25 protein-coding genes are annotated in these 24,011 nt (G+C 42.2%); 15 read left to right on the forward strand and 10 right to left on the reverse strand.

The genetic code is table 11. The features are described 5' to 3' along the window. The first annotated feature begins 74 nt into the window (after positions 1-74). The 3 genes from rsmI to lnt are packed head-to-tail and all read left to right on the forward strand — an operon-like array spanning position 75 to position 2,982. On the forward strand, positions 75-794 hold the full coding sequence (rsmI, locus tag AC1DO4_RS02365; RefSeq protein ID WP_477412613.1) for a 16S rRNA (cytidine(1402)-2'-O)-methyltransferase: 720 nt from the start codon (positions 75-77) through the stop codon (positions 792-794). A gap of 7 nt (positions 795-801) precedes the next feature. After that, on the forward strand, positions 802-1,338 hold the full coding sequence (locus AC1DO4_RS02370) for a DUF1572 domain-containing protein (RefSeq protein WP_477412615.1): 537 nt from the start codon (positions 802-804) through the stop codon (positions 1,336-1,338). 18 nt (positions 1,339-1,356) lie between these two features. Then, positions 1,357-2,982, forward strand: coding sequence for an apolipoprotein N-acyltransferase (lnt, locus tag AC1DO4_RS02375; protein ID WP_477412617.1), 1,626 nt, complete (start codon positions 1,357-1,359; stop codon positions 2,980-2,982). Between the two features lie 26 nt (positions 2,983-3,008). Here lnt and AC1DO4_RS02380 read toward each other — a convergent pair whose 3' ends face one another. Genes AC1DO4_RS02380 through AC1DO4_RS02405 form a run of 6 tightly spaced genes read right to left on the reverse strand, consistent with a single transcriptional unit; the run spans position 3,009 to position 10,298 of the window. Further along, on the reverse strand, positions 3,009-3,869 hold the full coding sequence (locus AC1DO4_RS02380) for an N-acetylglucosamine kinase (RefSeq protein WP_477412619.1): 861 nt from the start codon (positions 3,867-3,869) through the stop codon (positions 3,009-3,011). Then, positions 3,866-4,246 (reverse strand): response regulator, encoded by a 381-nt coding sequence (locus AC1DO4_RS02385; protein WP_477412621.1) that lies wholly within the window; start codon positions 4,244-4,246, stop codon positions 3,866-3,868. Before AC1DO4_RS02385 ends, AC1DO4_RS02380 begins: the two co-directional genes overlap by 4 nt. Before the next feature lie 47 nt (positions 4,247-4,293). Further along, a complete protein-coding gene (locus AC1DO4_RS02390; protein WP_477412623.1) occupies positions 4,294-5,613 on the reverse strand; it encodes a TolC family protein in 1,320 nt (439 codons plus the stop codon). 5 nt (positions 5,614-5,618) lie between these two features. After that, entirely contained in the window at positions 5,619-8,747 is a 3,129-nt protein-coding gene (locus tag AC1DO4_RS02395; RefSeq protein WP_477412625.1) for an efflux RND transporter permease subunit, read from the reverse strand. A gap of 5 nt (positions 8,748-8,752) precedes the next feature. After that, entirely contained in the window at positions 8,753-9,832 is a 1,080-nt protein-coding gene (locus AC1DO4_RS02400; RefSeq protein ID WP_477412627.1) for an efflux RND transporter periplasmic adaptor subunit, read from the reverse strand. A gap of 10 nt (positions 9,833-9,842) precedes the next feature. Beyond that, positions 9,843-10,298 carry a MarR family winged helix-turn-helix transcriptional regulator gene (locus AC1DO4_RS02405; protein WP_477412629.1) on the reverse strand — a complete coding sequence of 152 codons (456 nt, stop codon included), beginning with the start codon at positions 10,296-10,298 and terminating at the stop codon, positions 9,843-9,845. Positions 10,299-10,466: 168 nt separating this feature from the next. Here AC1DO4_RS02405 and AC1DO4_RS02410 point away from each other — a divergent pair, with 168 nt between their 5' ends. From AC1DO4_RS02410 to rplS, 12 genes are all read left to right on the forward strand, one after another. After that, positions 10,467-12,221 carry a M61 family metallopeptidase gene (locus tag AC1DO4_RS02410; protein ID WP_477412631.1) on the forward strand — a complete coding sequence of 585 codons (1,755 nt, stop codon included), beginning with the start codon at positions 10,467-10,469 and terminating at the stop codon, positions 12,219-12,221. Positions 12,222-12,373: 152 nt separating this feature from the next. Beyond that, positions 12,374-13,315, forward strand: a complete 942-nt coding sequence (locus AC1DO4_RS02415) for a hypothetical protein (RefSeq protein WP_477412633.1) — start codon at positions 12,374-12,376, stop codon at positions 13,313-13,315. Continuing rightward, a complete protein-coding gene (locus AC1DO4_RS02420; protein WP_477400852.1) occupies positions 13,315-13,734 on the forward strand; it encodes a hypothetical protein in 420 nt (139 codons plus the stop codon). Before AC1DO4_RS02415 ends, AC1DO4_RS02420 begins: the two co-directional genes overlap by 1 nt. Before the next feature lie 8 nt (positions 13,735-13,742). After that, positions 13,743-13,943 (forward strand): helix-turn-helix transcriptional regulator, encoded by a 201-nt coding sequence (locus AC1DO4_RS02425; protein WP_259091615.1) that lies wholly within the window; start codon positions 13,743-13,745, stop codon positions 13,941-13,943. A 15-nt stretch (positions 13,944-13,958) separates the two neighbouring features. Continuing rightward, on the forward strand, positions 13,959-14,345 hold the full coding sequence (locus tag AC1DO4_RS02430; protein ID WP_477400851.1) for a VOC family protein: 387 nt from the start codon (positions 13,959-13,961) through the stop codon (positions 14,343-14,345). Positions 14,346-14,380: 35 nt separating this feature from the next. Further along, the gene (locus AC1DO4_RS02435) at positions 14,381-14,752 is read left to right on the forward strand and encodes a VOC family protein (protein WP_477412635.1); all 372 of its coding nucleotides are present in this window, start codon (positions 14,381-14,383) and stop codon (positions 14,750-14,752) included. A gap of 101 nt (positions 14,753-14,853) precedes the next feature. Then, complete coding sequence (locus tag AC1DO4_RS02440; protein WP_477412637.1) at positions 14,854-15,714, forward strand: hypothetical protein; 861 nt, start codon at positions 14,854-14,856, stop codon at positions 15,712-15,714. A 70-nt stretch (positions 15,715-15,784) separates the two neighbouring features. After that, complete coding sequence (gene trmD / locus AC1DO4_RS02445; RefSeq protein ID WP_477412639.1) at positions 15,785-16,459, forward strand: tRNA (guanosine(37)-N1)-methyltransferase TrmD; 675 nt, start codon at positions 15,785-15,787, stop codon at positions 16,457-16,459. A gap of 190 nt (positions 16,460-16,649) precedes the next feature. Next, positions 16,650-17,216, forward strand: coding sequence for an RNA polymerase sigma factor (locus tag AC1DO4_RS02450; RefSeq protein ID WP_477412641.1), 567 nt, complete (start codon positions 16,650-16,652; stop codon positions 17,214-17,216). A 41-nt stretch (positions 17,217-17,257) separates the two neighbouring features. Further along, the gene (locus AC1DO4_RS02455) at positions 17,258-17,749 is read left to right on the forward strand and encodes a hypothetical protein (protein WP_477412643.1); all 492 of its coding nucleotides are present in this window, start codon (positions 17,258-17,260) and stop codon (positions 17,747-17,749) included. 4 nt (positions 17,750-17,753) lie between these two features. Then, positions 17,754-17,999 carry a hypothetical protein gene (locus AC1DO4_RS02460; RefSeq protein ID WP_477412645.1) on the forward strand — a complete coding sequence of 82 codons (246 nt, stop codon included), beginning with the start codon at positions 17,754-17,756 and terminating at the stop codon, positions 17,997-17,999. A 188-nt stretch (positions 18,000-18,187) separates the two neighbouring features. Beyond that, complete coding sequence (gene rplS / locus AC1DO4_RS02465; protein ID WP_295720757.1) at positions 18,188-18,535, forward strand: 50S ribosomal protein L19; 348 nt, start codon at positions 18,188-18,190, stop codon at positions 18,533-18,535. A 550-nt stretch (positions 18,536-19,085) separates the two neighbouring features. On the opposite strand, the gene AC1DO4_RS02470 is transcribed toward rplS, so the two are convergent. Genes AC1DO4_RS02470 through AC1DO4_RS02485 form a run of 4 tightly spaced genes read right to left on the reverse strand, consistent with a single transcriptional unit; the run spans position 19,086 to position 23,827 of the window. Beyond that, positions 19,086-19,601: a glutathione peroxidase gene (locus AC1DO4_RS02470; protein WP_477400842.1), complete on the reverse strand. Its 516-nt coding sequence runs from the start codon at positions 19,599-19,601 to the stop codon at positions 19,086-19,088. A 41-nt stretch (positions 19,602-19,642) separates the two neighbouring features. Beyond that, on the reverse strand, positions 19,643-20,074 hold the full coding sequence (gene ybeY / locus AC1DO4_RS02475; protein WP_477412647.1) for an rRNA maturation RNase YbeY: 432 nt from the start codon (positions 20,072-20,074) through the stop codon (positions 19,643-19,645). Continuing rightward, on the reverse strand, positions 20,074-20,496 hold the full coding sequence (locus tag AC1DO4_RS02480; protein WP_477412649.1) for an ATP-binding protein: 423 nt from the start codon (positions 20,494-20,496) through the stop codon (positions 20,074-20,076). The genes ybeY and AC1DO4_RS02480 overlap by 1 nt, the downstream gene beginning before the upstream one ends. 1 nt (position 20,497) lies before the next feature. Continuing rightward, entirely contained in the window at positions 20,498-23,827 is a 3,330-nt protein-coding gene (locus tag AC1DO4_RS02485) for a synaptonemal complex protein 1 (protein WP_477412651.1), read from the reverse strand. Positions 23,828-24,011: the final 184 nt, after the last annotated feature.

Raw genomic sequence — 24,011 nt, forward strand, 5'->3', positions numbered from 1 at the left:
TACGTATAATGATTTGGTTTTGAAGCTAAAAAACTATGGACCATCGACTATGGCCATCGACAAAAAATGTATAAATGCCTGGTAAACTATACTTAGTACCCACCCCAATTGGCAACCTGGAGGATATCACCTTCCGGGCGATCCGTGTTTTAAAGGAGGTCGACCTGGTCCTGGCTGAGGATACACGCACATCGGCCCCACTATTAAAACACTTCGATATCCACCAGAAAGTATTTGCGCATCACCAGCACAATGAGCACCAGTCATCAAACGAGATCATTAAGTTTTTGCTGCAGGGCAAAAATATCGCGCTGATATCTGATGCTGGTACACCCGCGATATCCGATCCCGGTTTTTTCCTGGTTCGCGAAGCTTTAAAGTTTAATATCGCGGTAGAATGCCTGCCTGGCGCTACGGCTTTTGTGCCCGCTTTGGTAAACTCAGGCTTCCCTACAGATAGATTTTGCTTTGAGGGCTTTTTGCCACTAAAAAAGGGCCGGCAAACCCGGTACAAGTTTTTGGCACAGGAAGAGCGCACCATTATACTATACGAATCACCCCATCGTTTATTAAAAACGCTGGATGAAATGGCTACTTATTTTGGTGCCGACAGGCAGATCTCGGTATCGCGCGAGCTAACCAAAATGTTCGAGGAGACTGTACGGGGCACGGTTGCCGAGGTTAAACTATATTTTGAAACGCATCCTTTAAAGGGCGAGTTTGTAATGTGTGTGGCTGGGGCCGAAGCAAAATCATCAAAGGATAAGTACAGGGACGGAGAAACCGAAGAATAAGGCGATTATGGAAAATTATTTAGAAAGCGCCATAAAACGATTTGCTTACTACAAAATGCTTGGAGAGCAAACATTTGAGCAATTGAATGATGCCGATTTATTTTGGCGCTTTAATGAAGAAAGCAACAGTATTGCCATTATAGTTAAACACCTATCCGGCAATATGCTATCGCGCTGGACTGATTTTTTAAATGCCGATGGAGAAAAACCATGGCGCCATAGGGATGCCGAGTTTGAAGATAAAATTAACACACGTGCCGAACTGCTAAGTATCTGGAACGAGGGCTGGGAATGCCTGTTTGCTGCTTTAAACTCCATAGCTCCGGATGATTGGCAAAAAGTTATTTACATCCGTAATGAGGCGCATACCGTTGTGGACGCTATTAACAGGCAGCTTGCACATTATCCATATCATGTTGGTCAGATTGTATTTATTGGGAAAATGATAGCCGGTTCAAAATGGAAGTCGTTATCAATCCCTAAAGGCAAATCGGAAATGTTTAATGCAGATAAATTTTCAAACCCCGACGGCGCAGTCAAATAGATCTACATAATATATTTAATGAAAAAAAATCTTCCGTTAGCTATACTTTCCGGCTTATTACTGTGGATAGCATGGCCGCCTACTCCGTATACCACTTTCCTGCTTTTTGTTGGTTTTGTACCGATGCTGCTGGCGATGGAGAACATTATTCAATCAGCATCCCCCAAAAAAGGTAAGCAGATCTTCAACGTAACCTTTATCGGCTTTTTTGTTTGGAACACGGCATCTATCTATTGGGTATATAACGCCCTTAAGCAGGTAGGCAATTTAGTGGCTATCCCTATTACATTAATACCATACGCGCTTGGTCCGTTGCTGATGGCTACGGCATGCTGGTTGTATTACCGCCTGCGTATTTTAACCAACCGCAGTTTGGGTTTGGCCGGTTTGGTATGCTTGTGGATTGGCTACGAATACCTGCACCAAAGCTGGGATTTGAATTTCCCCTGGATGACTTTAGGAAACGGGTTTGCTGTAACCCACCAATGGGTGCAATGGTATGAATATACCGGAGTTTATGGGGGTACAATTTGGGTATGGGCTGTAAATATCCCGGCTTTTTTAATTTATGCAGGCCTGCGCGAAGCCCAAACAAAACAGGTAAGGCTTAAGCTTATTACTGCTTTTGTGCTTACATTGCTGCTGCCAATATGCTTTTCGTTATACACCTACTACAATTATACCGAACAAAAAAACCCTTCAAATATAGTAGCTGTTCAGCCTAATATTGATCCTTATGAAAAAGGGGGAACTATACCTGTAGCCACACAGATAGATATACTTATTCGTCTGTCGCAAAGTGCGGCACAACCCAATACGGAGTTTTTTTTATGGCCCGAAACCGCCATTCCTGGATATATAGATGAGGATAGGATTCTTGAAAGCCAATATTATAAGCAGGCCCATCATTTGTTACGTAACTATAAAAATGGAAACCTGGTAACCGGGAGTGAAACATACCGGTTATTTAATAGCCGCGCCACACCAACCGCAAGCCCAACACAGCAACCAGGCGTATTTGCCGATAGCTATAGCACGGCGCTTAATATCGAAAATGGGGATAAGGTGCAGTTCTACCATAAATCGAGGTTAGTGCCAGGAGCCGAATCATTGCCATTTGGTAATATATTATCATTTTTAAAACCAGTTTTTGAACATTTGGGGGGCGCTACAGGTGCTTATGGCAGTCAGCCGGATGCGGATGTTTTTTATTCGCAAAGCGGCATCGGGGTTGATCCTGTTATCTGTTTTGAATCTATCTGGGGTGCATATGTGGCCCGTTCTGTAAAAAAGGGAGCCCAGTTTATCGCTGTTATCACTAATGATGGCTGGTGGGAAAATACATCAGGGAAAGACCAACACCTGGATTATGCCAAGCTTCGCGCTATCGAAACCCGCAGGTGGGTAGCCCGCTCTGCAAATACAGGTATTTCGGCTTTTATTAACCAGCGCGGCGATATTGTACAACAAACCAAATGGTGGACAAAAACCGCTATCAAGCAAGATATCAACCTTAACTCCGATATTACATTTTACGTTCAGCATGGCGATTATTTACCAAAAGCAGGAAGTGGAATTGCCGTATTACTGATGCTGTTTATTATGGTAAAGCCGCGGTTGAAAAAGAGGGTAGCTGCAGCGTAAATGAAAATGTTGAAATAACGGGGTATTTACGCCAGCTGTTCGTTCCGCTTTAAAATAAATGCCATCAGATCATTTATTGGCTGCTTAATAACCTTGCCGGTTTTTACACCTTGCTCATGGCAAAGCGCGATAAGCTCTTCGGCAAAAAAGTAGGCTATGGACCCTACAAAATGGCACTTGTATTTGTGGTACTCGTGGTACGATTTAATGTTTGTCTTGATGAACTCCATCAACCCCCGCTCTAAAATTTCCTGCCCGTATGGCGTGGTCTTTATCTCACTTACAAATTTTGAGAAAGAAGCCAGGTAGGTGTTACCATTGGGTTTCTGGTAAACATTTTTGATGACGATATCTTTGTTCAGGTGATAGGCTTCTTCAAACCTCGTATTGATTACTTCTGGCATCCGGCCATATAAAAAATCGGTAATCAGGGTTTTGCCAAACCATGTGCCCGAGCCCTCATCGCCCAAAACATAGCCCAAGCCGTGTTGGCCTTCAAATATTTCCTCTCCATCAAAAAATGATATGTTTGACCCGGTACCCATCACGCAGCAAATGCCCTTTTCATGGCCACAGGTTGCATAGGCGCAGCCTAAAAGGTCGCTATCTACAGAGACATATGCTTTGGGAAAATGCAGGCTGATAGCATTGGAAACAATCTCGTGCCTGTCCGGACTCGAGCAACCCGCTCCGAAGAAATAGATTTCCTCAATCTTATCGGCATAGGCAAGCATACCGGGTGCCTGATCGTGAATTACCTTGGCGATTTCTTTTTCGCTCAAAAAATATGGGTTTAAGCCCGCGGTTTTAAAGGACAACGAATCCTGCTGACCAACGTGCAGCAACCAGTCTGTTTTTGAAGATCCGCTATCAGCTACTAAAATCATGCACTAAGTTCTTCAAGGGCTTTTGTGGTTAATGGCTTATGTATATGCTGAGTAATATATTTATTGTTTGCCGATTGCTCCATTTCAGTAGGATCAAGCGAAGATGAAAGCATAAATATTTTTATGCTTTCCTTATCAATTTCTAACAGGTCATATTCCTGCAAAAACTCAAAACCGCTCATTGTAGGCATACGGATATCAAGGAAGATAACATCCGGTTTAACGATTCCCAACCTAAGCGAATCAATAGCTTCGGCAGGCGATTGGCGCACAATTATAGTTTCCGCAAAATTGCTGGCCTCTAAAACCTTACGCGTAACAAAGTTGTCGATGTAGTTATCATCGATCAATAAGCAAATTTTGTAGGGGTTAGACATACATCAAATATATATCTTTTTACAAACAAATTATAAAATATGGCTTTTTATTGAATATTTATAGTATTGGTTATTTGTTTAAGTGTAATTTCCGCTTGTTTTGACTGGTACTGGGCCGCAAAAAACTTTGATTGCGCATCAAGGTAGTTGCGTTGCGCTTCGCGGATCTCCAGCGGGGTGATGTTGCCCAGCTTATATTTTTCGAGCGAAATATCCATGTTCTTCTTGGCTATCACTACGTTAGCCTGTCCTAATTTTATCAAATCAAGACCCGACAGGTAAGCGGCATAAAGGCTGTTCACCTGGGTTTCTATATTCAGCTGAATTTGCTTTGCATTAATATTTGCGTTGTCTATCTGTATCCTGGCGTTTCGTTCGCGGCGGTTTTGGTTAAAACCATCAAAAATATTAATGGTAGCGGTTAGCCCGTAGTTTAAGCCATGCGTATTTTGCTGTAAAGTAAAACCTGCCGGGGTTTTGTTATTGCTAAAGGTATAACCGGATGATACAGCTACCTGCGGATAGCGGGTTGACTTCACCTGTTTCAGGTTGATCTCGGCCAGGCGGCGATTTATTTGTGTAGATAGAATAGCCGGATTTTGCAATTGAGCTTTGGATAAAATATCGCCCAATATCAGCTTATCATCAACCACAATGGTATCGGCTACAGCAAAGTCGGTTTGCAGGTCGCGCACCAGGATCTGGTTTAGTTGAATTTTGGTTGTTTTAAACAGCTGGTATTGCGTAACCAGGTTAGCGGTATCTGTGTTTAAATTTACCTGCGCGTTTAAAACATCCAGCCTTGATGCCCGGCCAACGTGAAACTTATCATTGGCATAACGTAGTTGCGTACGCGAAATATCAATAGCACCTTTCAACGCTTTTATTTGTTCATTTTGGCTGATAAGATCATAATAAGTGCCTATCACATTGGCAATGGTGTTTTGTAGGGTATCCTGCAGTCGTAAAGCGCCCAGCTTATCCAGCTGTTGCAACTGATCATAGGTGGCAAACATGTTAAAACCATCAAAAATGGTCCAGTTAAGCGCCACACCATAGTTAACGCCTGTATTTGCCGCATTGCGGATGTTGTTCACGGTACCGTCGCTACGGGTTTGTTTGGTTGTTTGGCGACTGTTGGTTGATGCAAAATTGCCGTTCAACTGCGGTAAAATACCCGCATTGCCCAGTGTAACATTGTTGGCAGCAATGGTTTTATTGTTTTGCGATAACTTTATATTATAGTTGTTTTTTAAAGCTATTTCAACCGCATCCTTTAATGTAAGCAGCGGTGCATCCTGCGCCCATGTATTTATACCCCAAAAGGTACAGCAAAAAACCAGGAAAGCTGTTTTTTTAATGATCATATCGCTTAAAAATTTTCAATAAGTTTTATTGGTTTTTTCTTTGGTTTGGATTCTTCCTCCGGCTCTTCCTCGGGATCGCGACGCGTTTTTGAAGCAAAGATCACATACATCATTGGAATGATATATAGTGTTAGTACCAGGGAAAACAGCATGCCGCCCATAATTACAATACCCAACGATACCCGACTTTTTGCCCCTGCGCCCAACGCGAATGCTATAGGCACCGAACCCAATACCACGGCCAAACTGGTCATCAATATGGGGCGTAAACGGGCCGTGGCTGCTTCAACGGCGGCTTCGTATTTGGTGATGCCATGCTCCATACGCTGGTTGGCGAATTCAACAATCAGGATCCCGTTTTTGGTTACCAGCCCTACCAGGGTAATAATACCTATCTCGCTGAAGATATTAAGTGTTTGATTAAATAGCCATAAGGACATAAATGCCCCCGAAATAGCCAACGGTACAGTAAGCATCACAATAAATGGGTCCATAAAGCTCTCAAACTGCGCTGCTAATACGAGGTATATCAGCAAAAGGGCAAAGCCAAAGGCAAACAGGATGTTTGATGACCCCTCGGCATAATCACGAGACGGTCCGCTTAACGCAGTACTAAATGTTTCATCAAGCAGGCTTTTCGCGATGCGGTCCATTTCGGCAATGCCATCACCAACGGTTTTGCCGGGAGCCAAACCAGCTTGTATAGTGGCCGACTTATATCGGTTAAAATGGTAAATAGCCGGCGGGGTGGCACCTTCGGTAGTTTTTACCACGTTATCCAGCTGTACCAAACCGCCCTTGCTGCTTCGTACATACACCGATCTCAGGTCGAGTGGCTGATCGCGGTTAGCCCTGTCAACCTGGGCAATTACCTGATATTGCTTTCCGTTTATCAAAAAGTAATCCAACCGGCCGGCACTATAATACAATTGCAGTGTTTGGGCTATGTCGTCTACAGATACGCCTAAATCACGGGCGCGGTCGCGATCGGTAACTACCCTTAACTCGGGTTTGGTAAATTTAAGGTTCACATCTGTTCCCTGGAAAACAGGGCTGCGGGATACTTCGGCAAAAAATTTAGGCAATACCGCACGAATCTTTTCAAAATCCTGGTTCTGTATAACGTACTGAACCGGTAATGAAGTACGCGCACCGCTACCACCACCGCTTATGGTTTGCTCCTGTATTACAATGGCGCGGGCATCGGGCATTTTACCCAGTTTTTTGTTCATCCAATCGGCCAGTTGTTGCTGGGTTCGCGTTCGCTTATCCGGTGCCACCAAACCAATCCGGCCAAAGCCGGAGTTAGTGGAGCCACCACCGCCAAAAGATGGTGAAACGATTTCCAGGTTAACATTGGCCTCGGGAATAGAATCCTCCACAAGATTCGATACCTTATCCATGTATCGGGTCATATACTCATATGTTGCGCCCTCTGATCCGGTTACACTGTATCGTAATAAGCTGCGGTCATCCAACGGAGCAAGCTCTGATGGGATCACCCTAACAAGAATCCCGATAATTAATAAAGATACCGCGAGGATTACAAACGAAACCCATCTTACCTTCATAAACTTAACCAGTGTTTCGGTATATGAGTTGGTCATGTTAACAAAGAATGGCTCCGTTTTTTCGTAGAATTTTGATTTTTTGTTATTCTTACGAATCAGTTTAACGTTCAGCATCGGTGTTAACGAAAGGGACACAAAGGCCGATATCAATACCGCCCCGGCAACTACTACAGCAAATTCGCGGAATAGTCTGMCTGTAAAGCCCTGTAAAAATACAATAGGTAAAAATACCGCTGCTAAAGTTACCGAGGTAGAAACTACCGCAAAAAAGATTTCGGCCGACCCTTCAAAGGCCGCCTTACGGATAGCCATACCGGCCTCAACCTTTTTATAGATATTTTCTGTTACCACAATACCATCATCAACCACAAGTCCCGTTGCCAACACAATGCCCAGCAGGGTTAATATATTAATAGAAAACCCAAAAACGTACATGATAAAGAATGCCCCTATCAATGATACCGGGATATCAATCAGCGGGCGGAAAGCAATGAGCCAATCCCTGAAGAACAGGTAAATGATGATTACCACCAGCACAAACGAAATGAGAAGTGTTTCCTGCACTTCGGTGATGGATTGATTGATGAACCGGGTATTATCCAATGCTACTTTTACCGAAATATCTGGCGGAAGGTCTTTTTTGATCTGTTCCAGGCGGACGTAAAAGTCCTTTGCTATCTGTACATAGTTGGCACCCGGCTGTGGCACAAGGGCCAAACCAACCATTGGCACACCCGACTCCTTAAATATGGTTTCCTCATTTGCCGAACCCAAAACCGCGTAACCTATATCGCTAAGGTGGATCACCCGGTTACTATCAGCGCGGATAATGAGGTTATTAAAATCTTTTTCGGTTGATAATTTACCCAGAGCCCTTATGGTTACCTCGGTATTATTACCCTCAATTTTACCAGCCGGAAGTTCCACGTTTTCCTTTGCAAGGGCAGCGCCAATATCTGTAGCGGTAAGGCCCAGGGCCGATAGTTTGTTAGGGTCAATCCATAGGCGCATTGCATATTGCCGCTGTCCCTGTATGTTAATGGTACTTACACCGGGGATGGTTTGCAGTCCTTCCTGCAAAACGTTTTCGGCATAATCGTCCAATTGGGTAATATTACGGGTATTACTGCTTACGGTAAGGGTTATTATATTATCAGCGCTGGCATCGGCCTTTGTAACTACCGGCGGGGCGTTAATATCCTGCGGAAGCTGGCGTTGTGCCTGCGAAACTTTGTCGCGTACATCGTTAGCGGCAGTTTCAAGGTCGGCATCCAGATCAAATTCAACTGTAATATTGCTTTGCCCAACAGAGCTTGTTGACGAAATATTGCGGATACCGGGCACTCCGTTGATGGATTTCTCCAGGGGCTCCGTTATCTGCGATTCAATTACATCAGCATTGGCGCCAGAGTAACTGGTGGATACTGAAATAATAGGCGGATCTACCGAAGGGAAATCCCTTACCCCTAAAAATTTATAGCCAATAATACCAAACACAACAATAACTACTGACATTACTGTTGCCAATACCGGCCTTTTTATACTAACTGAGGATAAACTCATAACGGTTACTTAATAACTTTAATAATTTTTAAAGGAACTTTTGGTCGCATTTGTATAAGGCCCGATACAACAACACTATCGCCGGGTTTTAGGCCGTCTATAACTTGTATTTTGGTATCGGTTCGCATGTCGGTTTTTACCGCTTTGGTAATAGCCACGCCATTATGGTAAATATAAACCAGGCTGCTTTTTAAATCTGGAATTACAGCTTGCGTTGGCAGCAGGATGGTTTTTGGGATCTGATCGAGCGTTAAATTTATTTTAGCAAAACTACCTGCGGTTAATAATCCTTTGGGATTGGGCGCTTTTGCACGCACGGTAATGGTACGCGAGTTAACATCTATTGATGGCTCAATAGCATATACAGTACCTGTAAAGTTTTCCCTTGAGCTCTCTATATTAAACATCACTTTACTGCCAGCCCCAAGGATAGAAAGATACCTTTCAGGAACGGAGAAAGTAAGCTTTGCAGGATCGATATTCACAAGCTGTGCAATGGGGGCGGCCGGTGATAAATAGCTGCCCGGACTAACATTCCGTAAGCCGATGGTGCCGGAAAACGGTGCCCGGATCTCTGTTCGACTTATCTGTGCTTTAATTACATCAGCGGCGGCTTTTAATGAGTTTAGCGAGGTTAGCGAGGTATCGTATTCTTCCTGGCTTATGGCTTCTTTTTGCAGCAGTACCTTGTTGCGGTACTCAACCTGCTTAGCCAGGGTTACCTGGTACTGGTTTTGTGCCAATGATGCCTCCAGGTCCTGGTTATAAACCTTAACCAACAGCTGCCCTTTTTTAACTTTACTTCCCTCTGTAAAATAAATACCTGTAATGTTGCCGGCTGTTTGGCTTACAAGGCTTACTTTTTCGTTGGCATCAATGCTACCGGTTACATCAATAATATTGTTTACAGCAGTATCCTTTACAATCATGATGTTAACTGCTACAGGGCCGTTTTTCTTTTTGCCGCTTTTACCGCCGGCATTAGCAGCGGCTGTTTCTTTGGCTTTTTGGCTAAAAAACTTGTTGTAAACTAAAAAAGCAACCAGCAATGCCAGCGCTATGTAAATGATATACCTTGTTCTCATTTTGCGTTAATCATTTTGTGATTTTTAAATCGGGTTGGGTTGAATGGGGTTTAATATTGTTTTGCATTTTTTGCAATACGCTTTCAAATATCTTCATTTCATGTGCCGAGATCCCCTTGGTGATATCAGAATTAATATGTTCAAATGTTTTCACTATCTGCGGTACGGCCAGTTTTGCTTTTTCGGTAACCTTAAGCAAATGTTCGCGCCGATCATTGGGGTTGGTTTCACGGTAAACAAAGCCTTTGGCCGTAAGCATATTGATGATGCTCACCATAGCCGATTTATCTTTATCCAATATCTGCGCCAATGCGTTTTGCGTAAGCTGCCCGTTGTGGTAATAGATCAGCGATAAAATAAAATGGTACCGGGTAACATCCAGGTGGGCAGTATGCCTGGCCAGCACGTTAAGGTATAATTTACCTAAGCGTATAAGTTTCCGGGATATGGGCTCTACCAACTTCATCTTAATAAATGATTGCAAACTTAATCCGCCTGTATTTATAATAGTTACATGTATCAACCATTTTACAAGTGCTTAAATGCCTTATATTTTAAAAAACCATAATTTTTATAACTTGCGGGCATGAAACCCATTAAGCTGACCTCAACTGTATCATTAATTTTACTTTTTATGAATTTATCCGCCAGTAAGGCGCAAGCCACGGCTATTATATCTTATACTGTTTCGTTTCCAGAAGCGCAGGCCCATTATGCCGAGATTGAAATGCATATCTCGGGATTAAAGCAAAATACACTCGACCTTAAAATGCCTGTCTGGACACCCGGATCATACCTGATAAGGGAGTTCGCCAAAAATATAGAAGCCTTTAGCGCCAGTATAAACGGCAAAGTTGTGGCATCGCCCAAGATGAATAAAAACACCTGGCGTATTAATACAAAAAGCATAAAGGAGATAACGGTAAGGTACCGCGTTTACGCTAATGAAATATCGGTACGTACCAGTTATATCGATGCATCGCATGGTTTTCTGTCAACATCGGGTATATTTATTTACCCGGCAAATATGCTGCATTCGCCATCAACCATCACCATAAAACCTTATAACGGCTGGGCAAAAGTTTCAACCAGTTTAGAAATGGTAAATGGCGATCCCTTTGTAAGGCATTCGCCTAATTTTGATATCCTGTTTGATTCGCCTATCGAAGTAGGAAACCAGGATGTTTTTGGCTTTGATGTATCGGGCGTTAAATACGAGGTGTGTATGTACGGAGGCGGCAATTACGATAAGGAACGCCTTAAAAAAGACATGCACGCCATTGTTGAGCAGGAGGTCGCCATATTTGGCGAAAACCCTAACCGGCATTATACCTTTATAGTACATAATCACGTTCGTGGCGGCGGTGGTATTGAGCATTTGAGCTCAACAGTTTTGGGGGCCTCGCGCGATAATTATGGCAATGAAAAAGCCTACCAAAGTTTTTTAGGCCTGGTAGCTCATGAGCATTTTCATTTATGGAACGTAAAACGCCTGCGACCAATTGTTTTAGGCCCGTTTGATTATGATAATGAAAACTATACTACCAACCTTTGGATAGCCGAGGGTTTTACCGAGTATTACCAGGAGATAGCCATACGCCGTACCAATCTTTATTCGCCGGAAAACTACCTGGATCAGATAGCCAATGAATTTAACATATTGGAAAACCTGCCGGGCAAAGATGTACAAACGGTAGCCGAATCGAGCTTTGATGCCTGGATCAAGGCCTATCGTCCTAATGAGAACTCCAATAATACCACTATATCCTATTATACAAAAGGAGCTATAATAGGCATGATGCTCGACTTGGAGATCATCAACAGCTCAAACCAAAAACACTCGCTTGATGATGTGATGAAGTATATGTATACCATGTACTACAAAACCAAACAACGCGGCTATACCGATGCAGAGTTTAAAAAAAGCTTTGAAATGTTTGCAGGCAAAAAGCTGGATGATTTTTATAAAAAATACATTAACGGACTTGATCCTGTTGACTACAATAAATACCTGGGTTACGCCGGCTACAAAGTAAACGATGAACTGGCCGACAATAATGAAGCGGCCCTGGGCATTACAACCGCCACAACGGCAGCTAAAAAAGTAATTGTAACCGCTGTAACCCGTGGTACTGCAGCTTATATTGATGGCATTAATGTAAACGATGAAATAACTGCTATTGACGGCAACCCCATTAACGATCCCTCTACAATGATAAGTGGCAAAAAGCCCGGTGATGAAATACAGGTAACTGTAAACCGCGACGGCCAAAATATTATTTTGCCGGTTACCTTGCTGAAAAACACCAGGGTGAAATATAAAATTACATCGATAGATAATCCCAATACCCAGCAATTGGCCGTGAGAAAAAAATGGTTGAGTTTGTAATCCGGGCTTTATAAAATTTTAAAGGCTGGCTGTCTATCGCCGGCCTTTTTTGTGTTCAGTAACTTATTTAAAAAAGCGCGAAAAAAAACTTGTCAAATGTTTTTGACATTTGTAAAGTTTGTTTTACATTTGGTAAACCAAACTTTACAAATATGAAATCGCATCTTTTATTTCCTGCCCGTTTCAGGTACCTCGGAGCCCTTTTGGCAGCACCCGGATTTGTATTAGGATTCCTGTTTCTGTTTTATAATTATACCATCCCCGGATTTGGTAAATACCCCGATCAACACAACAATATACCGGGCGTATTTGAAAACTACACCAATGAGCTTGCTTTGGTATTAATTGTTGCCGGATTGCTGTTAATAGCATTTTCAAAAATGAAAAACGAGGATGAGCTAACCGCCAGCATAAGGCTTAATGCCTTGTATTGGGCAATATTTGTAAATTACCTATTATATATCACCTGGGTAATTTACGAAGTAGCGGGCCTGGCTTTTAATACATGGCTTCCAGATTATATCAGCCCTATGGCTCAGCAATTTATTATGTATAACCTTTTTATGCCCCTGGTTATATTTATACTCAGGTTTTATTACCTCGTTTATCGAACAAAAAGTGAATATAAAATAGCGCCATTGCACTTCCTACCTTATAAGCCATTTTACAAAATAGCTAAAATATTATCTGTTTTGTGTATTATAATAGCCATTCCCCTGGTCGTTTATTCTTTTTTAAATAATTCATGGTTTCTCATTACTGTAAATGAATCTGCGTGGGTAATGTACAGTGATGGGTTATATTATATAATGCCATTTATATTACTATTATGGGTATACTCCAAAGAACGTAAAGAAGATGAGTATATCAGCACAATCAGGCTGGAGGCTATGCAGATTGCCGTATACGCAAACTATGCCATTTTACTTGTTTCAAATTTCTTTTTCTTTAGCCTTGATTTTCTCCTGATCCAGATACTTAACCTGAGTACTATTCCGCTCATCTTTATAATCGTATTTCAATCTCGGCTATTACGCTTATCCTGGCTGGTGAATGACAAAAAGAACAACAGTTTAAACTTAAACATATTATAATGAAACCATTATTCTTATTCCCTTACTGGTGCCGCTATTTAGGTTACTTTTTGGTATTTGTGCACATCCCTTTTGTATTGTACAAAAAACAGCTAATGGGCCTTCACGCAGACGATGCGGATATGGGTATCTTTAATGGCCGGCATCTGTTTTTTATGTCGACAACCTTATTAATGGCTGTTGGTTTATTCATTGCAGCATTTTCAAAGGAGAAAATTGAAGATGAACAAATAGTACAATTGCGGCTCGATTCGTTACAATGGGCCGTATATGTTAATTATTTGTTTTTGATCATCAGTCTGGTTTTTTCTACAGATACCGAGCATATACTGTTTTTAAACTTACTGGTTCCCCTTGTATTCTTCATTGTCCGTTTCAGGTGGAAGATATTCCAGAATAATCGTTTAATTAAGGAATAAGCACAGCCATGAAAAACAACATAAGGGTAGAGCGAGCCATCAAAAACATAACCCAGGCCGACCTGGCCGAAGCTATAGGTGTATCGCGCCAGACTATAAATACCATCGAGAGCAACCGCTATGTGCCATCAACTGTACTGGCACTGAAAATAGCCCGCGTTTTTGGCAAACCGGTTGAAGAAATTTTTACATTGGATGACGAGGATTAATTAAACCATATAATTATGAAAGATAAACCAATTTTTGCCCCCATGCTGGCCATTCCCGGCGGGGTTACCGATATCAGTTTTTATATCAATGCCTTCGGCGCCCGGGAACTCCGCCGGTTTGGTAATGACGATGGAAGTATTCACGTATCCGAGCTCTCCATCAATGGGGCTATGTTTCATTTACACGAAGAAACCCCGTATTCCGGATTTTTTAGTTTGGATAAAAATAAGCCATCGGTAACCATCGGTCTTTTTGTAGATGATGTGCATGCCGTAATTGATCAAGCTGTTGCATTTGGTGCAAAAATAAAGTCGCCCATACAGGATTATGATTACGGCTACCGTCAGGGCGAGATTGAAGACCCCTTCGGTCATCGCTGGCAGATCCAGAAATCCATTTGAAGATAAAAGGCTAAAGGCCAAAAAATTAAATCATCATGGCAAACGAACCAACTTACGGCAATGGCAAGATCTGTTATATCGAAATTCCGGCAAATGACATTACCAAATCGGCTATATTTTTTCAAAAAGTTTTTGGCTGGCATATCCGAATCAACAACGAGGGCTTCGCCTCTTTTGATGATGGCGTTGGCCAGGTAAGCGGCATGTGGGTAACCGGGCGAAAGCCAATGACAGAAGCCGGCCTGCTCATATCTATCATGGTTGATGATGCCGAAGCTACGGTTGAGTCTATATCGACAAATGGCGGTGTAATAACCCAGCCCATAAGCAAAGATTTCCCAGAGATAACCGCGCATTTTACTGATCCGGCCGGGAATTTATGGGGGATCTATCAACATAGGGGGTAGGTGAAACAACGGATTAGAGTCTGGAATCAAAGCCGTTTAAAGTTGCAATAAGAATTTTTAGTTTACGTCGTTATTCTTATATTGGATTAAACCTAATCATCATGAAACCAACCTTATTGCTTCCGCACTATTTTAAAATAATCGGATTCATATTAGCTGTTACTGGGGTTATTTTAGGAGCCTTGTTTAAATTTGATGACCGATATCTTCCATTTTTAGATTACAATGGCGGGCACTCGGGACATAGTATTATTGAATCTAATGGCAGCAACAACCTTACAGACGAGGCTGCAACCACATTAGCCATCCTGGGCTTGCTATTTATCGGGTTTTCAAAATTCAGGCCCGAAAACCAACGTACAGCAACTCTTCGCCTTAAAGCGCTATATTGGGCCGTGCTGGTTAACGCTGCCTTAATTACCGTTTTAATGTTAAACTTAATTGACTTCTCCCACAGTGTCAATTTTGCTATCGACAATAATTTAATTTTGCTTTTGTTAATATTTATTGGGCGTCTTTATTATCTACGGGTTAAAAGAAAAGAACAAACCAGCCTATTTTACCTGCCATACCGCCCATTTAGCCTGGTTGGTAAAACAACATCCATTGTTTTTATAATCGGGTTATTTGTAATAAATGGGCTTGATTTGAAGACTGACCCTGAGTGTTCGCCTTATTTAATTTTACCCTGTATGTTGCTTTGGATATGGTCAAAAGAAAAAACCGAACATACGGAAATTGAGGCTCTCCGGCTTAAGGCCATGCGGTTAAGCGTTTTCATTAATTGCGGTATGTTTATTATACTAACATGGGCGATATATGGACTTAACTATTTAACGGTTCAATTTGCGGCATTAATTTCTGTCCAGCTTGTGTTCGTTATTGTATTCTATGTCCTGATATACAAAGCATCCAAATCGGATGATGAGGGAACACTGATCTCAGCCCCTCGTTTATCCTGACTTTCCATTTCACCTGCACATCTGAAATCTGCACATCTGCACATCGATCAAAAATCCGCATATTTGCACTATGCGTTTCGATATCATTTCTGTATTACCCGGTTTGCTGGATAGCCCATTTGCACATTCTATTTTGCAGCGCGCTCAAAAAAAGGGCATCGCCGAAATACATGTGCATAACCTGCGCGATTACTCTACCAGCAAACAAAAAAGCGTTGATGATTACCCCTATGGTGGTGGCAGCGGCATGGTAATGACCATTCCTCCGTTTGCAGCCTGTATCGAAAAGCTAAAAGCCGAACGTGCGTACGATGAAGTGATATTCATGTCGCCCGACGGCGAACGGCTTAACCAGGCCATTGCCAACCAGCTATCAATTAAAGGCAACATCATTATTTTATGCGGACATTATAAGGGCATAGATCAACGCATCCGCGACATTTATGTAAGCCGGGAGATCAGTATAGGTGATTATGTATTATCCGGCGGCGAGCTCCCGGCGGCGGTTTTGGTTGATGCTGTTGTACGCCTGATACCTGGCGTGCTGAGTGACGAAACGTCGGCCCTATCCGACTCCTTCCAGGACGATATGCTGGATGCCCCTGTATACACCCGCCCAGCCGATTGGAATGGCTACAAGGTGCCCCAGATCCTGTTAAGCGGCAATACCCCCGAAATTGAAAAATGGCGCTTTGAGCAGGCATTGGAACGCACCAGGGTGCGAAGACCAGATTTGTTGGAGTAAATTGGTGAGTGGTTGATTAGGTTGGATCAAGTGAGTGGTTAACTTGCTTTAATACCGAAGTACGGTCACTCCCACGACAAGAGTTCTTCAATAAACCTGAGTATTCACCTATTCAACCAAAACCCATTCACTTTCACTAAATTAGATTGCAACCAATTGATGCCTATTGCATTACAGGTATATTGCAACTATGAACCCCAGCCAGGAAGCCCAGCTTATTGAACAATGCAGAACAGAGCCCGCTGCTTTTGGGCAGGTGTTTGATAGGTGGTATAAGCCTGTTTTTGGATATATTATGCGCCGCACCGGTGATTACGACCTTTCAAAAGATATTGCCGCCGAAACATTTTTAAAGGCGTTCCTCAAGATTGGCACTTTTCAATGGAGGGGCATTCGCTTGTCATCCTGGCTGTACCGCATAGCCACCAACGAACTTAACCAATATTACCGCAGCAGCAAATACAAACCGCAATCGCTACAACAATTACTGGAGAACCCGCAGATGGAGAAGCTATTGCACGAAAATGCTGATAATGAGCGGGAAATAATGGAGCAGGAGATTAAAGCATACAATGATTATAACTTAATACGCCAAAACCTGCTTAAGCTTGATATCAAGTACCAGGAGGTTGTGGCGCTGCGCTATTTTGAACAAAAAACCAATGCCGAGATCAGCGAGATCCTGGGTAAAAATGAGGGAACAATAAAATCATTGCTGTCCCGTGGCTTAGAAAAATTAAGAAATATGTTGTTTTAATGCAACCAAATTCAACTAAATGCATTTTAAACGTAATTAACATGAAAAATAACGATGATTTTTTACAGCAGATGGAAAATTTAAAAGTACCGGATATAAATCCTTCACATCATCAAAATACGGTGAAGATGGCCATCATGAACGCAAGCCGTTCTGCAGCCCTTGGGGTTTGGCTTATTGCAGTGCCCTGCTATTTTTTACTATGTGTATTTATGTTCTACTTTTTTCATGCCCGGATGGGATGGTTTGCGGCTATGTTTACGCTGCTGTCTGGCCTGGCAAAAATTCCTTTTATAGATTTCCTGGGACCAATAGTATTATTTGTTTTGCCGATTGTATGCATTATTATTAATGTACTATCCATTTTGCATGTACAAGTTCAACAGATTGACCCCGATCGGCGCAAAGTAAAGGAGCTCAGTATCACCGTAAAAATAAAATTATGGAACATTGTGCTGATCCTTATCAGCCTGGCTATCGTGTTTGTTTTTATAGGTTATGTGATGACAGAAAGTATCTCCATTAAAAATTAAGATCATGAAATTAAACTGGTTCACCCGCAAAGGAATTATCTACCTTCCCGCAGCTGTTGCCGGCTGGGTAATATTGGTTATAGCATTTGCTTACGCCGTTTATACATTTATTGATATCGACAGCCGTTCGCATTCGGTAAGCGATACCCTTATTAACTTTGTATTTAACCTGCTTATTATTGGTTTGGGTTACACCGTGGTGGCCTACTTTACCGAAAAAAAGCCGGATGCCCCGGTTTTAGAGGATTAGTTATCTTTGACCGTTGATTTACCGATAATGAAAACAAACCGCCCACAGAATCAATATAATCACCATCAAATTGTTAACAAAATGCAAATTGTGGAAATTTTTAAAATAGACTTTCATTTATAAAAAATAATCCCTATAATTGCAATCCGATTTTTACGGGCTAAAAATCGCTTTAAGAGCTAAAAATCATGGATTTAGTAAAATTTGTTGAAGAGCAATCAATAGAAAAAAGACAGTTTCCTTCCTTTAAGGCTGGTGATACTGTAAGTGTGCATTATAAAATCAGAGAAGGAAACAAAGAACGTATCCAGGTTTACCAGGGTGTTGTTATACAACGTAACAGTGCAGGTAACTCAGAAACATTCACCGTTCGTAAAGTTTCTAATGGTATAGGTGTTGAGCGTATCTTCCCTATTAACTCTCCAAACATTGATAAAATTGAAGTGAACAGTCACGGTAAAGTGCGTCGCTCTAAATTATACTATCTGCGTGCCCTTACCGGTAAAGCAGCTCGTATCAAATCAAAAAGAGTTTAATTACCCTTCCTCTTTTTTAAGAGGGCATACAAAAGCTTTTAAAAAGGCCTTTTCTGATCTTATCGGGAAAGGCCTTTTTAATGGTGAAAAATTAGGCGGATAGGAAAAGCTTTAGTCATCCTGAATGCCGTGAAGGATCTATTGGCAGACTGTACAGGGCGAAGAGGCATGACGAATAATAGATGCTTCAAACGTCACCCATAACGTTTTTACACAAGCATTCGCTTAAACCCTGGCAACGACTCACCCCGGCTACGCTTCGCTGGCCGACCCTCTCTCCGGCTGTGCCGCAAAGAGGGTGAAGCTCAATTTAATGTTTTATTGCCCCTCTATGCGACGCAGTCGGAGAGAGGGGCAGACGGGCATAGCCTCGTCGGGGTGAGTCGACTCGCAGCCATACGACATACGTCATTCCCCCTTCAGATTTTTGCGAAATTTTACAACTCAGCATGACAGATTGTTTTTTTTGCAAACACGTCATGGGTAACTTCCCCAACAAAAAAAGGCCCCGGTAAACCCAGGGCCTCGCTATATATTATATCAGCTTACCTTAGTTAAGGTATTTTGTAATATCGTCAGATAATGGTGTGGTTTGCGACCTGAAACGGTGTATGAGTTTGCCGTTCTCGTCAACCAGGAATTTTTCGAAGTTCCATTTGATGTCACCGGTAAATTCCGGGTTTGGCGCTGTGGTAAGATATTGAAACAACGGATCAATATCCAAGCCTAAAACACTCACCTTGCCGCTCATGGGGAAGGTAACATTAAAGTTTTCTTTGCAAAAGGTTTTAATATCCTGGTTAGTGCCGGGCTCCTGCCCGCCAAAATTGTTTGCCGGAAAGCCTACTACCACCAGTTTGCCTTTATATTTTTCGGCCAGTGCTTCAAGATCTTTATATTGCTTGGTAAAGCCGCATTTGGAGGCTGTGTTTACAATAAGTACTTTTTTGCCTTTGTATTTGGCCAGGGAAAAGTTGTCGCCATCGATGGTTTTTAGTTTAAAATCATAAACCGAGGATGGGGGCGACATTAAAAAGAAAGCTAATATTAGCGTAATTAATTTCATGGTTATAAATAATTGATGGTTAAACAAATGACTAAGTAAAATTAGCTAATAAAATTTCTCTTAGCCAAGTACTCATCCTCTTTCTGTGTCATTTTTTTCTTTGTAACAACACTTTTATCTGTATAGCCTAAAAGATGCAGTGCGCCATGAATAATTACCCGGTGAAGTTCCTCTGTTTCGGCTATGCCAAACTTTGCAGCATTTTCGCGGGTGCGCTCCACGGAGATAAAAATGTCGCCCACAATGCTGCCTTCTGCCTCACTGTTATCAAAGGTGATAATGTCAGTATAGGTATCATGATCGAGGTATTGCTGGTTAAGCTGCAGCAGGTACGCATCTGAACAAAAGACATAAGTAAGCTCTTTAAGTTTAAACCCCTCGGTGGTAATGGTATCTTTTATCCATTGCCGTACCAAGGTTTTATTTTTTAATTTGTAGCTGATGTCTTCTTCAAAAAACTGGATGGCCGGCATTATATTTTAAAATGTAGTTCTATTTCGTTGCCTGCAGTATTAAAAATACATTGATCGGCAAGGTGTTTAATAATGAACACGCCGCGTCCGGTAAGGTTTTCCAGGTTTTCGGGGGCCGTTGGGTCGGCCAGGTGATCATAGTCAAAACCTTCGCCCTCATCAGTCACTGTCCATATAATGCGCTTGGGTTCAACCTCGGCATTAACGATCACTTTTTTTGATACATCGAGTTTATTGCCATGCATAATGGCATTTATAGCTGCTTCGTTTAAGCAGGTCATCATGTTGGCAAAGGTATCCTCAGCAACATTATGTTTATCAGCAATCTCTTCTATCAGCGCTTCAAGCTGCGTTATGCTCTCCGGGGTCGACGGTAGCTGTAACGTGTATAATTCGCTGGTTCGAACATTTGCCTGTTCCATATTATTTGGCATTAAGTTGATCAAAGTATGATTTTATTTTTTGCTTGTAATACAAATTAAGTGCCGGAGATACAGTTTTTATCTGCTCCGTTTGTTTTGCGCTCTGTTGCTGGTATCCCTGCAGTGCTTTTATGTACCCCGGAGGTATATCTTTGCCGGTTTTACTTTCTCTTTGCTGGTCTTGTTCCCGTTCCTGTTGTGCCTTCTCAGCTTCCAATAACCGGCTCTGAATTTGTTGTTGCCTCTTCAGCGTTTCATTTGTGATTTTCCTGTTTACGAGATCATGCTCATTTTGTTCCATTTCTTGCGAAATTTTATCTAAATTACCTAAATCACCCGTCCTATTCTTATTTTCTTCCCTATTTATCTGCTCAAGTTGCTGCCTTATCATTTGCTGCTGGCGGGCCATCCGGGCCAGTTGCTCGCTCATATTACCCTGGCCGCCCTGCTTTTCTTTACCCTGGTTGCCCTGCTGTTGCATCTGCTCGCGCGCCTTTTGCATATTTTGGTTTAGCTGCTGCTGCATTTTTGATAGCTGCGATAGCGACTGGGGCTTGCCTTTGCCTCCCTTGCCTTTATTCATCATTTTTTGCAGCTGATCCAATGCCTCGCTCAGCATCAGGGCCAGGTTATTCATGGATGTCATAGCATATTGCTGGTTGCGGTTGGCTTCGGCCGTGCGCCTTTCGCCAAGGTTATCCAGCGCCTGGTCAATATGGGTATTGATACTGGTGATCTCCTGGTTTACCGTCGACTGGATTTGCGGAATTCGCCTGCTCAGCGCATACAAACTATCTTCGGCCGTTTTCAGGTTATCCTTAATATCTTTTTGATTTTGCGATAACGTAATATAAGATGGATCTGTAGGGTTGGTGCTTTTCAATGTCTGCATCAGCTTTTCCTGGCTAAAAGAGCTGTTTACCAGGCTTTTCAACAACTCGCGCAGTTGCTGGGCATCAATTGAATTTTCCTTGCTTTCGCCCTCCTGGTCTTGTTGCTGCAGCTTGGCGGCCAGTTGCTGCATTTCTTTAGCCGCCTGCTGCTGCGCCTTGCTTGCCTTGCCCTTGTTGTTCTTTTGCAGTTCGCCGGCACTTTGCTCCATTTGTTGGTCTATACTCTGCGTTTCTTTTTCGGGGTTCTTAAAGTCGCTTTTATGCTCGGCCTGCTCATTTGTTTTCTGCAGGTCATCAAGCCCTTTTTTAACATCTTCAAAATCTTTTTTCAGGTTATCCTGCTCCTGCTGTAATTGTTGCTTATCAGCGCCCTGCTGGTTGGTTTTTTCGGATAGCTTTTGTTCCTTATCGGCCAGTTTATTAAGCTGATCTATATGCTGATTCAGCTTTTGGTCAAACTCCAGCTTTTTATAAAGTTCCAGCATGCGGTCGAGTTCTTTTTTCAACGATTTATTATCCATCTGCATTTTGGATAAATTGTCGCGTGTGGCATCTTTTTGCTGCTCGTTTAATAGCCGCTGCAGGTTTTGAAGCAACTCCTTTGTTTTTTGATCAAGCACGTTATTAAACAAATCTTCTATTTGTTTTTGCTTGGCCAATATTTCTTCGTTCTGTTGTTGGTTTTCCTGGCGGTTGTATAGGTTTTTCTTGTTATCGTCCTTAATTTCCTTCACCAGGTCTTCCAGGTCTTTCCGTTTTTGCAGCAGGTCTTCCACCTGCTTTTTTTCATCAAAAGAGAGGGTGTTTTTATTAAGCAATAACTGGTTCAGTTTTTGCGAATCGTGCTCAACCTGCCCTGCCAGTTTAATGGCCGACTGCATCTTTTGTTTGATAGCCTGTGTGCCGGCATTCAACTGCTCATTTATCTCCTTAGCATCTGGCAGGTTTAGCGTACGCGCGGGGGTGCGGGCCTTTTTAGGTCCGTTTACTCCATCGTTATCGGCCACCTCGAAAAAATAGGATACCTGGTCGCCGGGGTTGATGCCCAAATCCTTTAAATTCCAGAAATAGAAGAAATCCGCCTGCGTTTGCCTCATATCTGCGTCCACCCGTTTTATAAACGTTTTGGCATTGCCCTTATTGCCGGATGACTGTACACTATAATGGAAATTTAAAGCCGAAAATCCATGGTCGTCCTGTATTTTTCCATTAAAATATAACGACTTCATGCTTACCGAATCCGGCTTCTCCTCTACGCTGATCACCGGCGCTTCATCCAATACCACATTGATATGATAAGTAGCAGAATCGCTATGGTTTACTTGTGTATTTAAGGGGCTAAGCTTATAAACGGCATTTTTATAAACCTTTTCGCTATGCTCAAAAACGTCGTTACCACGGGGTAGCGTCGTGCGTATAACATTGTTCATTAAAAAGGTTAAGCCGGTAGCATATTGGGTATGCAGCTGCCATTTAATATTGGTGCCGGCCGGTACCACCAGGTCGCCGGCATTTACCAGTGTTTCGTTTTTTTTATGTAGGTAAGCGGGATAGTTCAGCTCCACATCAAAATGCAGCAAGGCGGGCTTCTGGTTTACCTTAATCTCGTATAATTGCGAGGCAAAGCCATTAGCCATAAGTTTAAACCGGGTGTTTTGCTGAAGGTTGCTGAACAGGTAATGAAACCGGCTGATGGTTTCTTTATCCAGCTTAAAAGTATTATTGGCGGTTTCTATATATACATCGGCCGGTAGTTTATCCCCATCCAGTTTTAAGTCGATTTTAAGGTCATCGCCCTGAACAACGGACAGAGTTTTGTTTAGCACATTAAATTTAAACGGCGCGGCCGGTATAAAATATTCATTATGCCTGATAAGTCTTTTTGTACTTTCGGTTAAAACAGATGGCGCAGCAAAGGCAATTACTATAATAACGGTTGCCGGAGCCAGGATCCATTTTAAATATTTGGTGTTCTCGCGGATGTTAATAGCCGACGGAAAGCTTACCGGCTTTAATGATTCTATCTTTTGATCAATACTGGCCTCAATAAGCGCCCGGTGATTTACATCGGCAACCGCTAATTTTTTAAGCTGAAGCGTATTAAGCAGCTTATCGTTCACATCATGAAAATGCCTGCCAATAATTTCGGCGGCTTCGTCATGTGTAAGTGATTTGCCCAATTTAAACCAGGCTAACAATGGCGGCAATATTAACCAGCATATCAAACCAATATTAAGCAGGATGAAAAAGTAAAAAAGAATGGTGCGGAAAAGGGTATTAAAGTTGCCGAAATACTCGCTAAGTGTAATAACAACATAGGCCGTAAACAAGCCTGCGCCCAGGAATATTAAACCGCGCAAAAAATTATTGAAATAATACTTTCTTATAAAGATGTTAATCTTTACTATCAGTAATTCATAATTTTCAACAGATGGCATAGTTCAGCACTAAAGTATCGGATACAAAATTAAACGGAAAACATCGGCAAATAATATTTGTCAAGGCCGTTAAGTTAAAAACTTAAAATCGCAATAATATGATACACTTATAATATTTAAAAATAAAATGACATAAGCCCGCTTTGGGGTTGTAAAACAAGCGAAAAAAATTTTTTGAGGTCGA

Source organism: Mucilaginibacter sp. P5_A6 (assembly GCF_056400585.1).

Bases quoted from the DNA above. Each gene is read 5' to 3' on its own strand.
- rsmI (WP_477412613.1), top strand. From the start codon at position 75: ATGCCTGGTAAACTATACTTAGTACCCACCCCAATTGGCAACCTGGAG.
- AC1DO4_RS02370 (WP_477412615.1), top strand. From the start codon at position 802: ATGGAAAATTATTTAGAAAGCGCCATAAAACGATTTGCTTACTACAAA.
- lnt (WP_477412617.1), top strand. From the start codon at position 1,357: ATGAAAAAAAATCTTCCGTTAGCTATACTTTCCGGCTTATTACTGTGG.
- AC1DO4_RS02380 (WP_477412619.1), bottom strand. From the start codon at position 3,869: ATGATTTTAGTAGCTGATAGCGGATCTTCAAAAACAGACTGGTTGCTG.
- AC1DO4_RS02385 (WP_477412621.1), bottom strand. From the start codon at position 4,246: ATGTCTAACCCCTACAAAATTTGCTTATTGATCGATGATAACTACATC.
- AC1DO4_RS02390 (WP_477412623.1), bottom strand. From the start codon at position 5,613: ATGATCATTAAAAAAACAGCTTTCCTGGTTTTTTGCTGTACCTTTTGG.
- AC1DO4_RS02400 (WP_477412627.1), bottom strand. From the start codon at position 9,832: ATGAGAACAAGGTATATCATTTACATAGCGCTGGCATTGCTGGTTGCT.
- AC1DO4_RS02405 (WP_477412629.1), bottom strand. From the start codon at position 10,298: ATGAAGTTGGTAGAGCCCATATCCCGGAAACTTATACGCTTAGGTAAA.
- AC1DO4_RS02410 (WP_477412631.1), top strand. From the start codon at position 10,467: ATGAATTTATCCGCCAGTAAGGCGCAAGCCACGGCTATTATATCTTAT.
- AC1DO4_RS02415 (WP_477412633.1), top strand. From the start codon at position 12,374: ATGAAATCGCATCTTTTATTTCCTGCCCGTTTCAGGTACCTCGGAGCC.
- AC1DO4_RS02420 (WP_477400852.1), top strand. From the start codon at position 13,315: ATGAAACCATTATTCTTATTCCCTTACTGGTGCCGCTATTTAGGTTAC.
- AC1DO4_RS02425 (WP_259091615.1), top strand. From the start codon at position 13,743: ATGAAAAACAACATAAGGGTAGAGCGAGCCATCAAAAACATAACCCAG.
- AC1DO4_RS02430 (WP_477400851.1), top strand. From the start codon at position 13,959: ATGAAAGATAAACCAATTTTTGCCCCCATGCTGGCCATTCCCGGCGGG.
- AC1DO4_RS02435 (WP_477412635.1), top strand. From the start codon at position 14,381: ATGGCAAACGAACCAACTTACGGCAATGGCAAGATCTGTTATATCGAA.
- AC1DO4_RS02440 (WP_477412637.1), top strand. From the start codon at position 14,854: ATGAAACCAACCTTATTGCTTCCGCACTATTTTAAAATAATCGGATTC.
- trmD (WP_477412639.1), top strand. From the start codon at position 15,785: ATGCGTTTCGATATCATTTCTGTATTACCCGGTTTGCTGGATAGCCCA.
- AC1DO4_RS02450 (WP_477412641.1), top strand. From the start codon at position 16,650: ATGAACCCCAGCCAGGAAGCCCAGCTTATTGAACAATGCAGAACAGAG.
- AC1DO4_RS02455 (WP_477412643.1), top strand. From the start codon at position 17,258: ATGAAAAATAACGATGATTTTTTACAGCAGATGGAAAATTTAAAAGTA.
- AC1DO4_RS02460 (WP_477412645.1), top strand. From the start codon at position 17,754: ATGAAATTAAACTGGTTCACCCGCAAAGGAATTATCTACCTTCCCGCA.
- rplS (WP_295720757.1), top strand. From the start codon at position 18,188: ATGGATTTAGTAAAATTTGTTGAAGAGCAATCAATAGAAAAAAGACAG.
- AC1DO4_RS02470 (WP_477400842.1), bottom strand. From the start codon at position 19,601: ATGAAATTAATTACGCTAATATTAGCTTTCTTTTTAATGTCGCCCCCA.
- ybeY (WP_477412647.1), bottom strand. From the start codon at position 20,074: ATGCCGGCCATCCAGTTTTTTGAAGAAGACATCAGCTACAAATTAAAA.
- AC1DO4_RS02480 (WP_477412649.1), bottom strand. From the start codon at position 20,496: ATGGAACAGGCAAATGTTCGAACCAGCGAATTATACACGTTACAGCTA.
- AC1DO4_RS02485 (WP_477412651.1), bottom strand. From the start codon at position 23,827: ATGCCATCTGTTGAAAATTATGAATTACTGATAGTAAAGATTAACATC.